This is a genomic window from Microvirga sp. VF16 (genome assembly GCF_016864375.1).
Classification (GTDB): Bacteria; Pseudomonadota; Alphaproteobacteria; order Rhizobiales; family Beijerinckiaceae; genus Microvirga.
Map to the genome: position 1 here is coordinate 2,905,809 of NZ_CP069354.1, position 14,419 is coordinate 2,920,227.

The 14,419-nt window shown below is 63.9% G+C and carries 13 protein-coding genes; 12 read left to right on the top strand and 1 reads right to left on the bottom strand.

Going from position 1 to position 14,419, the window contains the following annotated elements; genetic code table 11:
- Genes pcaD through JO965_RS13605 form a run of 8 tightly spaced genes read left to right on the top strand, consistent with a single transcriptional unit; the run spans position 1 to position 6,540 of the window.
- Positions 1-795, top strand: coding sequence for a 3-oxoadipate enol-lactonase (gene pcaD / locus JO965_RS13570; RefSeq protein WP_203439425.1), 795 nt, complete (start codon positions 1-3; stop codon positions 793-795).
- Between the two features lie 31 nt (positions 796-826).
- Complete coding sequence (gene pcaC, locus JO965_RS13575) at positions 827-1,195, top strand: 4-carboxymuconolactone decarboxylase (protein ID WP_246776881.1); 369 nt, start codon at positions 827-829, stop codon at positions 1,193-1,195.
- Positions 1,196-1,245: 50 nt separating this feature from the next.
- Positions 1,246-1,971: a protocatechuate 3,4-dioxygenase subunit beta gene (gene pcaH / locus JO965_RS13580; protein WP_203439427.1), complete on the top strand. Its 726-nt coding sequence runs from the start codon at positions 1,246-1,248 to the stop codon at positions 1,969-1,971.
- Positions 1,971-2,597, top strand: a complete 627-nt coding sequence (pcaG, locus tag JO965_RS13585; protein WP_203439428.1) for a protocatechuate 3,4-dioxygenase subunit alpha — start codon at positions 1,971-1,973, stop codon at positions 2,595-2,597. The genes pcaH and pcaG overlap by 1 nt, the downstream gene beginning before the upstream one ends.
- A gap of 21 nt (positions 2,598-2,618) precedes the next feature.
- Positions 2,619-3,464, top strand: coding sequence for a CoA transferase subunit A (locus tag JO965_RS13590; protein WP_203439429.1), 846 nt, complete (start codon positions 2,619-2,621; stop codon positions 3,462-3,464).
- Between the two features lie 2 nt (positions 3,465-3,466).
- Positions 3,467-4,255: a CoA-transferase subunit beta gene (locus JO965_RS13595; RefSeq protein WP_203439430.1), complete on the top strand. Its 789-nt coding sequence runs from the start codon at positions 3,467-3,469 to the stop codon at positions 4,253-4,255.
- Between the two features lies 1 nt (position 4,256).
- On the top strand, positions 4,257-5,462 hold the full coding sequence (gene pcaF, locus JO965_RS13600) for a 3-oxoadipyl-CoA thiolase (protein WP_203439431.1): 1,206 nt from the start codon (positions 4,257-4,259) through the stop codon (positions 5,460-5,462).
- A gap of 13 nt (positions 5,463-5,475) precedes the next feature.
- Complete coding sequence (locus JO965_RS13605) at positions 5,476-6,540, top strand: 3-carboxy-cis,cis-muconate cycloisomerase (RefSeq protein ID WP_203439432.1); 1,065 nt, start codon at positions 5,476-5,478, stop codon at positions 6,538-6,540.
- 10 nt (positions 6,541-6,550) lie between these two features.
- Here JO965_RS13605 and JO965_RS13610 read toward each other — a convergent pair whose 3' ends face one another.
- Complete coding sequence (locus JO965_RS13610) at positions 6,551-7,489, bottom strand: helix-turn-helix domain-containing protein (RefSeq protein WP_203439433.1); 939 nt, start codon at positions 7,487-7,489, stop codon at positions 6,551-6,553.
- Between the two features lie 100 nt (positions 7,490-7,589).
- Here JO965_RS13610 and pobA point away from each other — a divergent pair, with 100 nt between their 5' ends.
- The 4 genes from pobA to JO965_RS13630 all read left to right on the top strand — a co-directional run bounded on the left by pobA (position 7,590) and on the right by JO965_RS13630 (position 14,414).
- Positions 7,590-8,759, top strand: a complete 1,170-nt coding sequence (gene pobA, locus JO965_RS13615; RefSeq protein WP_203439434.1) for a 4-hydroxybenzoate 3-monooxygenase — start codon at positions 7,590-7,592, stop codon at positions 8,757-8,759.
- A gap of 362 nt (positions 8,760-9,121) precedes the next feature.
- A complete protein-coding gene (locus JO965_RS13620) occupies positions 9,122-10,786 on the top strand; it encodes a peptidase domain-containing ABC transporter (protein ID WP_203439435.1) in 1,665 nt (554 codons plus the stop codon).
- Positions 10,783-12,969, top strand: coding sequence for a peptidase domain-containing ABC transporter (locus JO965_RS13625; RefSeq protein ID WP_203439436.1), 2,187 nt, complete (start codon positions 10,783-10,785; stop codon positions 12,967-12,969). The genes JO965_RS13620 and JO965_RS13625 overlap by 4 nt, the downstream gene beginning before the upstream one ends.
- Entirely contained in the window at positions 12,966-14,414 is a 1,449-nt protein-coding gene (locus tag JO965_RS13630) for an HlyD family type I secretion periplasmic adaptor subunit (RefSeq protein WP_203439437.1), read from the top strand. The genes JO965_RS13625 and JO965_RS13630 overlap by 4 nt, the downstream gene beginning before the upstream one ends.
- Positions 14,415-14,419 lie beyond the last annotated feature (5 nt).

Consider the following 14,419-nt stretch of genomic DNA (forward strand, 5'->3'; position numbering starts at 1 on the left):
ATGGCATTTACACGCGACAACGGAATCGTTCTGCACTACCAGGATCTCGGGCAAGCTGATGGACCGGTTCTCGTCTTCATCAATTCTCTGGGAAGCGATTTCCGCATCTGGCAGGATGTCGTGCCAGCCTTTACCGACCGATTCCGCGTCGTTCTCTACGACAAGCGCGGGCACGGCCTCTCGGATGCGCCGCCGGCTCCATATTCGATCGACGAACATGCGGACGATCTTCTGGGGCTTCTCGACCATCTCGAAATCGAGCGCTTCTCCCTCGTCGGCCTGTCGGTCGGGGGACTGATCTCGCAGCGTCTGGCCACGCGCTGCCCCGAGCGCGTCCAGACGATTACCCTGTGCTGTACCGCCGCGAAGATCGGAACGCCGGAACTCTGGGTCGAGCGGATCTCCGGTGTCGAGAACGGCGGCATCGAGCCGCTTGCGGACAATGTCCTGCAGCGTTGGTTCACGCCTTTGTTCCGTAAGACACATGCCGATGAGGTGGCAGGTTGGCGCAACATGCTGGTGCGCACGCCGGCCCATGGCTATGCGGGAACCTGCGCCGCCATCCGTGACGCCGATCTGAGGACGGATGCCGCTCGGATTTCAGTCCCGACCCTCTGCGTCGCCGGCGATCAGGACGGATCGACACCGGCTGAGGTGGTCAAGGGCACGGCGGACCTCATCCCTGGCGCGCGCTTCGCGCTGATCGATGGGGCTGGGCACATTCCCTGCGTCGAGAAGCCCGCCGTGTTGTCGCAACTCATCAGCCAGCATCTCCAGGAGGCCGGACTTGTCTGAAAAGGAACAGAGCGAGCGCTACAAGGCGGGCATGGTGGTGCGCCGTCAGGTTCTGGGGGATGCTCATGTAGACCGGGCGAGCGCGCAGATGACGGAATTCGACCAGGATTTCCAGACCTTCATCACCGAAGGTGCCTGGGGTTCGGTATGGGCGAGGCCGGGATTCACCAAGCGCGAGCGCTCCATCGTGACCATCGCGCTTCTGGCGGCGCTCGGCCAGGATGACGAGGTTGCCATGCATGTCCGCGCGACGCGCAATACGGGGGCGACCAAGGAAGACATCAAGGAGGCGCTGCTGCACGTGGCGGTCTATGCCGGCGTTCCGGCAGCCAACCATGCCATCAAGATCGTCAAGAAGACTTTTGCGGAAATGGAAGCAAATCCCGAGCCCAAGAAATAGCGGGACGGGTTGTTGGCGCGGCGCTGTCCGGCGCTGCCAGGGAGAGCCAAATGTCGGATCAAGGATCATATTATCAGCGGGACCGGAGCTGGCACCCAGCCGCGCTCACGCCGCAATACAAGACGTCGGTGCTGCGCTCGCCGCAATACCCGCTTCTCGCGCTTGAGAACACGATTTCCGAGATGACCGGCCCGCGCTTCGGCCACAACAAGATCGGGCCCCTCGACAACGACCTAATCCGCAACTTCGCCAAGACCGGCGAAGCCATCGGACAGCGCATCATCGTCTATGGCCGCGTGCTGGATGAGAACGCTCGCCCCGTGCCGGGCGCGCTGGTCGAGTTCTGGCAGGCCAATGCGGGCGGCCGCTACCGGCACAAGAAGGAAACCTATCTTGCGGCCATCGATCCCAATTTCGGCGGCTGCGGGCGCACGATCACGGACGAGGAGGGACGCTACTGGTTCCGCACCATCAAACCCGGCGCCTATCCCTGGCCCAACGGCGTCAACGACTGGCGTCCGGCCCACATCCACTTCTCGCTCTTCGGCCATGCCTTCGCCCAGCGCCTGATCACGCAGATGTATTTCGAGGGCGACCCGATGATCTGGCAGTGTCCGATCGTCTCGACGATCTCGGACAAGGCGGCCATCGACCAACTCACGGCCGTGCTCGACCGCAACGCCACGCTGCCCATGGACGCGCTCGCCTACAAGTTCGACATCGTCCTGCGCGGCCGCCGCTCGACCATGTTCGAGAACCGGATGGAGGGGAACTGATGTTTCAGAAGCTCACGACGCTCAAGGAATCGCCCTCCCAGACGGCGGGCCCCTACGTCCATATCGGCGCGACGCCGAACTGGGTCGAGATCACCGGCGTGTGGGACGAGGATCTCGGCCTCGTCCTCGTCGGTCCCGACACCAAGGGCGAGCGGATCATCGTCAAGGGCCGTGTCTTCGACGGCAGCGGCAACCCGATCAAGGACGCCCTGCTCGAGATCTGGCAGGCCGATGCGGAGGGGCTCTACAACAGCCCGGAGGAGAAGCGCGGCCAGGCCGATCCGAACTTCGTCGGATGGGGCCGCCAGCCGACGGACGGCACCACGGGCGAGTACCGCTTCGAGACGATCAAGCCGGGCCGCGTGCCCTACAAGGACGGCCGCCTCATGGCGCCCCACATTACGGTCTGGATTGTGGCACGCGGCATCAATATCGGCCTGCACACGCGCCTGTATTTCGGCGACGAAGAGGCTGCCAACGCGGAATGCCCGGTTCTGGCGCGCATCGAGCACAAGTTCCGTGTTCCGACCCTGATCGCCTCGCGCAGCGAGGAGAGCGGCATGCCGACCTACACCTTCGACATCCACCTCCAGGGTGAGAAGGAAACCGTCTTCTTCGATATCTGATTGCCGATCTGAAAGCATATCATGGCCAAATTCCAGAGCCTCAAGGAGGCCGTTGCCGAGAACCTGCGCGATGGTGATACCGTCGCCTTCGAAGGGTTCACCCATCTCATTCCGCATGCGGCCGCCCATGAGGCGATCCGCCAGGGCCGCAAGGACCTGACCCTGATCCGCATGACCCCCGACATCATCTACGACCAGATGATCGGTATGGGGCTCGCCAAGAAGGTGATCTTCTCCTACGCCGGCAACCCAGGCGTCGGCCTCCTGCGCCGCATGCGCGATGCCATCGAGAACAGCTGGCCGCGTTCCATCGAAACGGTCGAGCACAGCCATGCCGCCATGGCCAATGCCTACGAGGCGGGCGCCGCAGGCCTGCCCTGCGCCGTGTTTCGCGGCTACCGCGGCGCAGGACTTAAAGATGTCAACCCGGCGATCAAGAGCATCACTTGCCCGTTCACGGGCGAGGAACTCGCAGCCGTGCCAGCGCATCGTCCGGACGTCGCCTTCGTCCACGCCCAGAAGGCGAACAGGCGAGGGGACGTGCTGGTGGAGGGCATCATCGGCGTGCAGAAGGAGGCGGTGCTGGCTGCCAAGCGTTCGGTGGTGACGGTCGAGGAAATCGTGGAGGATTTCGACGACCTGCATCCGAACCTCTGCATACTGCCGCACTGGACGGTGACCTCGATCGTGCATGTGCCGGGCGGGGCGCACCCGTCCTACACCCACGGCTATTATGACCGCGACAACGCCGCCTATCTCGAATGGGACAAGATCTCCGCCGACCGCGATCTCTTCACCGCATGGATGAAGGAGAACGTGCTCGAAGTGGGACCCGAGGCCTTCGCCGGCCGCGTGAAGGGATTGTAAGAATGACGAGCCTCTCCGACTTCACGCCCAACGAAATGATGACCATCGCGGCAGCCCGGGCTTTGTCGAACGACGATGTCTGCTTCGTCGGCATCGGCGCCCCTTCGGCTGCCTGCAACGTGGCGCGGCTAACCCATGCGCCGGACATCACGCTCATCTACGAGAGTGGCACCATCGGTACGGCGCCGAATGTGCTGCCCCTCTCCATCGGCGACGGTGAGCTGTGCGAGACGGCCGTGACTACGGTTTCGGTGCCGGAGATGTTCCGCTACTGGCTCCAGGGCGGACGCATCTCCATCGGCTTCCTGGGCGCGGCCCAGCTCGACCGCTTCGGCAACATCAACACCACCGTGATCGGCGATTACCACAAGCCCAAGGTGCGCCTGCCCGGCGGCGGCGGTGCGCCCGAGATCGCGAGTTCCTGCAAACAGGTCTTCGTCACCATGAAGCAGGCGACCCGCGGCATGGTGGAAAAGATCGATTTCTACACCTCCTTCGGCCATGGCGAGGGCGGCAACCACCGCGAGCGGCTTGGCATCACCACCAAGGGCCCGACGCTCCTGATCACAGATCTGGCGATCTGGAAGCCTGATCCCGAGACCAAGGAATTCACGGTTGTGTCGATGCATCGCGGCGTGACCCGGGATAAGGTGCAGGAAACCTGCGGCTGGAAGGTGCGATTCTCCGAGCGCCTCGAGGAAACGCCTCCACCGTCCGAACTCGAACTCACCACCCTGCGCGAGCTTCAGGCCAGGACCGAGAAAGCTCACGGCGGCAAGAAGGGGAATTGAGATGCGTGAAGCCTATATCTGCACCTATGTGCGTACGCCCATCGGCCGCTATGGCGGCTCTCTCTCCGGCGTCCGCGCCGACGACCTCGCCGCGGTGCCATTGAAGGCGCTGCGCGAGCGCCTGCCGAACCTCGACTTCGAGGCCATCGACGACGTGATCTATGGCTGCGCCAACCAGGCGGGCGAGGACAACCGCAACGTCGCCCGCATGGCGGTGCTGCTGTCCGGGCTGCCCGGCTCGATCCCGGGAACCACCATGAACCGCCTCTGCGGTTCCGGCATGGACGCCATCATTGCTGCGGCTCGCGCCATCAAGGCGGGCGAGGCCGAGATCATGATCGCGGGTGGCGTCGAATCCATGTCGCGCGCCCCCTTCGTGATGCCGAAGGCCGACATGGCCTTCTCGCGCAATGCCGAGATTTACGACACCACCATCGGATGGCGCTTCATCAACCCGCTGATCAAGAGCCAATACGGTGTCGATTCCATGCCGGAAACAGGCGAGAACGTGGCTGCCGATTTCAACGTCTCGCGCGCGGACCAGGACACCTTCGCCCTGCGCTCGCAGAAGAAGGCCGCCGCGGCCCAGGCCAATGGCCGGCTGGCGCAGGAGATCGTGCCGGTCACGATCCCCAAGCGCAAGGGCGACCCGGTGATCGTCGACAAGGACGAGCATCCCCGCGGCGACACCACGCTCGAGCAGCTGGCGAAGCTGCCGACCCCGTTCCGTAAGGATGGTACGGTGACCGCCGGCAATGCCTCCGGCGTCAATGACGGTGCAGCCGCCCTGATCGTGGCTTCCGAAGATGCAGTCCGGAAGTTCGGCCTCGAGCCCATCGCCCGTGTGCTCGGCGGCGCCACCGCCGGCGTCGCGCCGCGCATCATGGGCATCGGGCCGGCTCCTGCCTCGAAAAAGCTCTGCGCCCGTCTCGGCCTCAAGCCGAGCGATTTCGACGTGATTGAGCTGAACGAGGCCTTCGCCAGCCAGGGGATCGCGGTCCTGCGTGAACTGGGCATTCCAGAGGATGCCGAGCACGTGAACCCGAACGGCGGCGCCATCGCGCTTGGGCATCCGCTCGGCATGTCGGGCGCGCGCATCACCGGCACGGCGGCGCTCGAGCTGAAGATCAGGGGCAAGAAGCGCGCACTCGCCACCATGTGCATCGGCGTCGGCCAAGGCATCGCCGTCGCCGTCGAAGCCGTATGACGCGAGGCACCTGATGAAACAAGCGCTCCCATATCCCGTGCTGCAGACCCTCGTCGGCGACGAGGAGGTGGGGGCGTTCTTTTCCAATGAGGCCGAACTCTCGGCCATGCTGCAGGTCGAGGCCGTTCTTGCCGAGGCCGAGGCCAAGGTTGGGCTGATCGACGAGGAGGCTGCATCGCGGATCGGCAAGGTCTGTCACGCCTTTCAGGCGGACTGGACCAAGCTTGCCGAAGGCCTGGCGCGGGATGGCGTCATCGTTCCCGAGTTCGTCAGGCAGCTGCGCGCGGCGGTCGGCGAACCTCATGCCAAATCCGTTCACCTCGGGGCCACCAGTCAGGACATCATCGATACGGCATTGGTGCTGCGTCTCAAGGAAGTGCTCGAGATCCTCGGGCACCGTCTCGATACGGTGATCCATTCCCTCGACGGATTGAAGCGTCGGGACGGCTCAGTGTGCCTCATGGCGCATACCCGGATGCAGCGGGCACTCCCTTTTCCGGCAGCCGACAAGATCGATACCTGGATCCAACCTCTGGAGCGGCACAGGGGAACCTTGGAGGCTCTTGCACGGCGTCTGCTGGTCCTCCAACTCGGCGGGCCGATTGGAACCCGCAGTGAGTTGAAAGGTTACGGCGATGCGGTAGCCGATGCCATGGCCGAGATCCTGGGGCTTGGCCTTGCTCCATCCTGGCATTCGCAGCGGGATAGGATCGGCGAGTTCGGAGCGTTTCTCTCGCTCCTCACCGGCACGCTCGGCAAGATCGGGCAGGATATTGCGCTCATGGCACAGAACGAGGTCGGTGAAGTGCAGCTTGCAACGGGCGGCGGATCGTCCGCTATGCCGCACAAGTCCAACCCAGTTCCGGCGGAAGTATTGGTGACGCTTGCCCGCTTCAATGCCGGCCTGCTCGGTACCCTGCATCAGGCGCTGGTGCACGAGAACGAGCGCTCGGGAGCAGCTTGGACGCTTGAATGGATGGTGCTTCCGCAAATGGCCGTCGCCTCGGCCGCGGCGTTAAGCAGGGCTCAAGGCCTCATCGCAGGCCTGAGCTTCGTGCCATCGAAAACCGCCGGATAGCAGCGTCAGGTCACGCCATCGCATCCTGCTGCATGGCCCGGAAGGCGAGGGGCGGAAGCCCGGTCTTCTGTTTGAAGAAACGGGCGAAGTAGGCCGGGTCGTCGAAGGCGAGGGCCAGGGCGATTTCCTTGGCGCTCAAGCTCGTGAAGGTCAGGTAGCGTTTGGCCTCAAGGATGATCCGCTGATGAATGACACCAAGCGCCGTATCGCCGAGATGCTCGCGGCAGATGCGGTTGAGATGAGGCGATGTCAGGCCCAGCCTGCTGGCATAGATCTCGATCGGCTGATGGCTGCGGAAGTGTAGGTCGACGAGTTCGCGAAAGCGCAGAGCATGCTGAAGTGCCCGGCGCACGGGACTGCGACCGCCGTCTGTCTGGCTCGCCCCCTGCATCCGATGAAGCGCGATCAGAATGAGCATTAGGCGGGCTTGGATCGCTTCCGAGCGTGCGGATCCGCGCCCAGCAAGTTCGGCCGCAAGAGAAGCGATATCAGCCGTCAAGGTGCGGGCAGCATCCTCGTGGTCATGAAGGCTGATCAAATGAACGGATCGAAAAGTCTCTCGAACGCCGTCCATCTCAGCGAGAATATGGGTCAGGCGGCTGTCGAACAGGGTCAGCACCGTCCCCTGCACATCGGGCGAGAATGTGTAGCCATGCACCGTCATCGGAGGCAGGGTGACGATGGCGGGACCGATCAGCTGCGTGCTCCGGCCATCGACCACGATCTCCGCCGTGCCTTCGGCCAGATGAAGGATCTGGAACAGCTTCTCGTGCCGATGAGGCAGAATCCTGTAATTGTGCAAGCGGCTGCGGATCTGGATGGTTTCGCAATGAACCCAGTCCGCCGTCGGATCGTCACCGACTTCCCCATAGAGCGCGTAGGTTGGAATGTCGCCGATAGCCAAGATTAGCTCGCTCGCCATGTACTGTTGAATGTTCGAATTGTCCAATCTGATGCTCGCTTTGTCTATTGGCCGTTCGGCGGGCGAGGTTCATTCTGCGCGAAATGAAAGAGGTGGCTCTGGCCGCCGTTTTCGGAGGAAATCGCGCATGCGGACCAAGGTCGCCATCATTGGCGCAGGCCCCGCCGGGCTGCTGCTCGGCCGCCTTCTGGACAATGCCGGAGTTGACACTGTCATCCTCGAGCGGCGCAGCCAGGACTATGTGCTCGGACGCATCCGCGCCGGCGTTCTCGAACAGGGCACGGTGGAACTCCTGGACAAGGCGGGCGTCAGCGAGAAGCTGCACGCGGACGGTCTCGTCCATGACGGCGTCGAGTTCTGCTTCGACGGCGACAAGCACCGCTTCAACTTTCGCGAGCTGATCGGCAGAACGGTGACGATCTACGGACAGACGGAAGTCACTCGTGATCTCATGCAGGCCCGCGACGTCTCAGGTGCGAAAACGGTCTACGAAGCCGAGAACGTGTCCATCCATGATTTCGACAGCGACAAGCCCAAGGTGCGTTACACCAAGGATGGTGTCGAGCATGAGCTTGCCTGCGATTTCATCGCCGGGTGCGACGGCTACCACGGCGTTTCCCGCGCCGGTGTGCCCGCAGGTTCCATCCGGACGTTCGAGAGGATCTATCCCTTCGGCTGGCTCGGCATCCTTGTCGAAAGACCACCCGTTGCCGATGAGTTGATCTATGCGCACCACGAGCGAGGCTTCGCGCTCTGTTCCATGCGTTCGCACACCCGCAGCCGCTACTACGTTCAGGTGCCGGCGGATGAAAAGGTGGGGGAATGGTCGGATGATCGTTTCTGGGACGAGCTGCGCCGCAGGGTCGATGAAGAAACAGCCGATAATCTTGTGACAGGTCCCTCCATCGAGAAGTCCATCGCACCGCTGAGGAGCTTTGTCGCCGAGCCGCTCCGGTTCGGCCGCCTGTTCCTGGCAGGCGATGCGGCTCATATCGTTCCGCCCACAGGTGCCAAGGGATTGAACCTCGCCGCAAGCGATGTCGGCGTTCTGGCCGAAGCTCTCATTGAGTTCTACGCCGAGCGATCCTCGGCCGGAATCGATGGCTATTCCGCCCGTGTGCTTTCTCGAATCTGGAAGGCCGAGCGCTTCTCCTGGTGGATGACCTCCATCCTCCACACGTTCCCGGACACGGACACCTTCAGCCGCCGAGTCCAACGGGCGGAGTTCGACTATCTCAAGAGTTCAAAAGCCGCCGCGTGTTCGCTGGCGGAGAACTATACGGGGCTTCCGATCTGATCGATCAGGATCTCTCCAAGAATTCTCACACAGATATTCTTTGCCTATCGCAACGTCATATCATAAATTTGCGAAAGCTTGAGCGTACTTATCATTAACTTTACCGAATGATTAGCGTCATCCCGTAAAGGCCATTTCGTTGACACATAAGAAAATATTTCCGAATTCTAGTGTAGCAATACGCTCATACTCATGGCGGATTGGGTACTCACTGAGGTGAGACAGATCCAAAGGCATGATGCCGCCCCGCCATACCGGTGAGAGACCGGATATTTCACCAAAGATATCGTCAGTATTCTCTCGGCCGAAAGGCCACTGGTAGCGTTATGGATCGGTCCGCCGTTTCTTCCGGGGCACCATCGATGGTGTCCTCCGGCCCTTGGCTGACACGCCCTTTCCGGGGGCTGGTTGCCCGATTCGGGATCGGATTCCTGCTTCCGGTGCTCGAGGCGACCCTGCTGATCACCCTGCTGGCTCTGGCACTGCCCGCTGCGCTGCTGCAGGTCTACGATCGGATCCTGCCGAACAAAGCGGTCGGCACTCTGGTAGTGCTCGCAACGATCGTCGCTATCGCCATCCTGCTGGAGGCGCTGTTGCGTCAAGTGCGCGGGCGGATTCTCGCGCGTGTCGCGGCAACCTCCGAAGCACAGGCCCATCGTCAGGCGATGCAACGCCTGCTGAGTGCTCCGCTCTCCGCGCTGGAGGCACACGGAAACGGCTATTATGCAGAACGTCTCTCCGCCATCGGCACCCTGCGCGAGGCATGGTCGGGCCCCGCATTGCAGGCCATGCTCGATCTGCCCTTCGCGCTGCTTTACCTCATCGGCATCTGGTATCTCGCTGGACCGCTGGTTCTAGTGCCCCTGGTTCTGCTCGCCGGCGTCGGACTGGTGGCGATCCTGACGGGCCAGCGGGTGCGCCAAGCGGCACATAACCTCGCCATGGCAGAGGAGCGCCGCTTCAACTTTCTCTTCGATACTCTGAACTGCATTCATTCCATGAAGGTGCTCGGCGCCGAGCCCTTGCTCGAACGTCGCTACGAACGTCTGCAGAACGGCTCCGCTCACCTGCGCCGGAGATTGTCGCACATCATCTCGACGGGGCAGGAGGGCGGCATGCTGCTGGCTCAGGCAGCCACAATCGGCGTGGCGGCCTTCGGCTGTCACATGGTGCTGAACGGTCAGCTCAGTGTCGGCGGTCTCGGCGCATGCACCATGCTGGTCGGGCGCACCATGCAGCCACTGCTCGGCGGCGTCGCCCTGTGGTCGCGCCTGCAATCGCTCGCGGAAAGCCGTCGTCGCGTCGCAGAGATCGGCGCACTGCCGCAGGAGCGCAGCCCCGGCAGGCCGTTGCTGCAAGTGTCCGCGGGACACATCGCTCTGCAGGATGTCCGCTTCCGTACCCCGCGTTATACCGACTGGCTGTTTGACGGTCTCGGCCTGGAAGCGCTGCCCGGCGAGATCGTCGGCATCACGGGCTCCAACGGGTCCGGCCGTTCGGCTCTGCTGCGTCTGATCGCGGGCGACCTGAAGGCGAGTAGCGGACAGGTCCAGATCGATGGACAGGATCTCGCCGAGGTCGATATCGGGCCTTCGCGCCGACTGGTAGCGCTGGCACCGCCCGATCCGGCGCTGGTGCGCGGCACGCTGCTGCAGAACCTGACCATGCACCAGCCCCACCGCGAGGTCTTGGCCCTTCGTCTGGCAACGGAACTCGGTCTCGATCAGGTTGCCAGCGCTCTGCCGGGGGGCTGGCACACTCAGGTTGGTGTGGCTGCCACACCGCTGCCGCGCGGTGCCGCCCAGCGCATCGGCGTCGTTCGTGCTCTCGTTGAAGAGCCGCGTATTCTACTCCTCGACGACATCACTTCGCAGATCGACGGCGACAGCGATGCGCGGCTCGCCCGCCTGCTCGCGGACCTGCGGGGCAGGGTGACGGTGGTCATCGTCACGCACCGGCCATCCACCCTGAATATCGCCGATAGGGTCTATGCGATCCAGAACGGCCGATTGGAGCGTGTGTCATGAGCGCACTGAGAGAAAATCGCTCACACACGCCGCTGGAACTACCGGAAGATCTGCTGGCTCCGTCCGATCTTGCCCGCTGCCTCTCGACCATGCTGTGGCTGATGGAATGGCCCGGCAGCGCGGACGATCTGCTGTCGGCTCTGCCGCATGTCAAACCGGATATCGACCTGACCGACGTGCGAAACACCCTCGCCATCCTGGGTTATCCAACCCGGATGGAACGTGTGTCGCGAGGCTCTCTCGATCCGAGGCGTCTGCCCGCCATCCTGCTGCCGGCGGGCGATGCGGCTGCCGTCGTCTATCGCGACGAAGAAGGGCGGGTCCTGATTCTCGATGGTGCTACGGGTGAGGTGGAGCCCTGCGATCCAAAGGCACTGCGCGGTACTTTGATGCTCGTCATCGATATGGATGCCGGGGCTCCGCGTCAGAGCTGGTTCAGTGGCATCGCACGCCGTTTCCGCGGCGATCTGCCCTCCCTGCTAGCCATTAGCGGGCTGATGGCGGTGCTCGGTCTCGCCGTGCCGGTCTTCACCATGGCGGTGTTCGATACGGTGATTGCCGGCTATAGCCCGGAAACCTTGCCTATGCTGGTTGCGGGCGCATCCGCGGCCATTCTTCTCGAGGTCGCCTTCCGTGCCATGCGGCAACGCGCTTTGCTCAGCATCGCCGAACGTCTCGACCGGTTGGTTCCAAGCGCCGTTTTCACGCAGCTCATGTCCTTGCCGACTGCACTTGTAGAGCGCGCCGGCACGGCCTCCCAGGTATCGCGTCTGCGCGACTTCGCGGCGATCCGCGAATTCCTGACGGGCAGTTTCGCCGTTGCACTGCTCGACATGCCATTCACGCTGCTCGTCATCGTGCTCATGGTGGTGCTGGGTGGCTGGATTGCTCTCGTGCCGGTCGGCACGGCTGCGGGCTTCGTCATCCTGTTCCTGGTTACCCGCGGACCGATGCGGCTGGCGATCGAGCGGGCCGCCCGCGCCAACCAGGCAAGGGAAGCGCTGGCGGTTGAGGCCCTCGAAACGGTACGGACCTTGAAGCTCGTCGGAGCCGAGGAGCGCTGGATCGACCGTTATTCGGCTGCTGCGGCCGCTGCCGCTGTATCCTCGGCACGGGTCAACACGCTGGCGGGTTCGGTGCTCGCAACCAGCCAGGCGCTCGTCACCCTGTCGGGGCTGGCCGCGGTGGTCATGGGGGTACTCTCCGTCCTGTCAGGCGCCATGACCGCCGGAGCGTTGATCGCCGGCATGATGCTGATCTGGCGCATTCTTGGTCCCATGCAAACCTGCTTCGTCATGCTCTCCCGCTGGGAGCAGACGCAGGCCTCCATCCGTCAGATCGATGGGCTGATGGCCCTGGAGACGGAGCGGCCTCCGCCGCTCGAGGCGCGCATGGCGCCGCCGGAGCAGGGCGCCATCGTGTTCCAGCGCGTGACCCTGCGCTATCTTCCACAATCCGAGCCGGTTCTCGCAGGCGCCAGCTTCGCGATCCAACCGGGACAGGTGGTGGCGGTGACGGGGGCCGAAGGCAGCGGCAAGTCGACCCTGCTGCTGCTGATCGCGGGCCTCTACCGGCCACAGGGCGGCTTGGTTCGGATCGACAGCCACGACGTACGCTCCTTCAACCCCGCCGTGCTCCGCCGCAGCATCGGCTGGGTGCCGCAATCGCCGGGACTTCTTTACGGCACCGTAGCGCAGAACCTGCGTCTCGCCCGCCCCAGCGCATCGGACGCAGAGATCCGCGCAGCAGCTGAAGAGGCCGGCGTGCTGGAAGCCATCGAGTCGCTGCCACAGGGCTTCGATACCCGCGTCGGCGACAACCAGAGTGGCCGTCTGCCTCGCAGCATCCTTCAACGGATTGCTCTTGCCGGCGCATTGCTGCGCGATGCACCGATCCTGCTGCTCGACGAACCTGTGGCCGGACTCGACGATGCCTGCGCGAAAGCGTTCACCGACGTCATTGCCTCGCGCCGCGGCCGCTGCACCATCCTCATGGCGACCCACCGGCCGAGTCACATCCGGCTGGCTGACCGTGTCCTTCGCCTGCGCGACGGACAGGTCGAAGAACTCGACCAGCAGACGGCTCCCGTTGGCCCCCGTCCCACAAGAGCCCCCATCGGCACGTCGCTGGCAAATGCCGCCTTCGCGAACATGTCCGTTGCCAACAGCTCGAAAGTTGCATGATGAGCAAGACCGCAACATCTCCCGCCAATGGCGAAATCCTGCCCCCGACGGCAGATCGCCGTATCCTACCGCGCGCCAATCGTCAGCCGCGCCCTGACAGCCATGTGCTGGCGCTCGAGGAACTGCGCGTTCATGGCTTGGAACGTGCCGTGGTTCTAGGCACAGGGGCTCTCGTTGCCTTAGGCCTGACCTGGGCGGCCTTGGCCCATGTGCCCGAAGTTGCGGTCAGCGTAGGCGAGATCGCACCGGTGGCGGCGCCAGCACCCATTCAGCACCTCGAGGGCGGAATCGTCGCCGAAGTGCTGGTAACCGAGGGCGAAGCGGTGGAGGAAGGGCAGCCCCTGCTGCGCATGAGCGATGCGGCGGCCCAGGCCGAGCTGTCGCAGGCCCGGCACCGGCTCGACTCCCTGCAACTCCAGGCACAGCGCCTTGCGGCGGCGGCAGAAGGCAACATCGTCGCTCTCGACCTGCGTGGTCGCCAGGGACCGACGGCTGGGATCGTCGCCCATGCCGGTGGCGATGCGCAAACCGTAGCGCCCCTGACCTCGAGACTCTTCGTCGAGCCTCAGCGCGCCGCGCTGAACGCGCGCCTGCGGGCGCTGGCCGACCGTGTTTCGGTTCTGCAGGAGCAGGTGGCACAGCGCCGCGGCGATCTGGCAACTCTGGCCGGACAGATTGCCGCCGTGCAGGAGCAGATGGAGCTGCACTCCAAAGAACTCGGCATTCGCGAGGATCTCGCCCGCAACGGCCTCACGACGCGCCTATCGGTCCTGGAAGCCCAGCGGCTTTTCATGAGCGCGAAAGCCGAGCATGAGCGGCTGAGCGGCCAGCGTGCCACCGCTCAACGCAGTCTCGCCGAAGCCGAAGCCCGTGTCGTCGAGACGCAATCGGCCGCGGTCGACGAGGCTCGCCAGGAAGCGGCGCGCGTCGCTCTGGAAATTGCCGAGACGACGGAGGTTGTCCGGAGGATGGAGGACCGTGCCGAGCGTATTCTGCTCCGCGCTCCCATCGGCGGAGTCGTGCGAGGTCTTGCGGTGCATCGTCCCGGAACCGTGCTTCCGCCGGGCGGACTGGTCGCCGAGATCATGCCGCAGGATACGCAACTCGTGGCCGATGTCCGGCTGATGCCGCGCGACATCGGATTCATCGAAGTCGGGCAGCAGGTGCATGTGAAGGTCCAGGCCTTCGACTACGCCCGCTTCGGCTCCGTCGAGGGCAGGGTGGAGCGCGTGTCAGCAGGCACCTTCCTCGACGAGCAGCGGCAGCCGCATTACCGCGCGCGCATTGCCCTTGAGCAGCAGCATGTCGGGCACGATCCGCGCTATGCGCAGCTCGTCGCGGGCATGACGGTTCAGGCGGACATCACCACCGGCACCAAAACGGTGCTGCAATATCTGCTGAAGCCGATCTATTCGGCCATGGCCGCATCCTTCCACGAGCGCTGAGCACA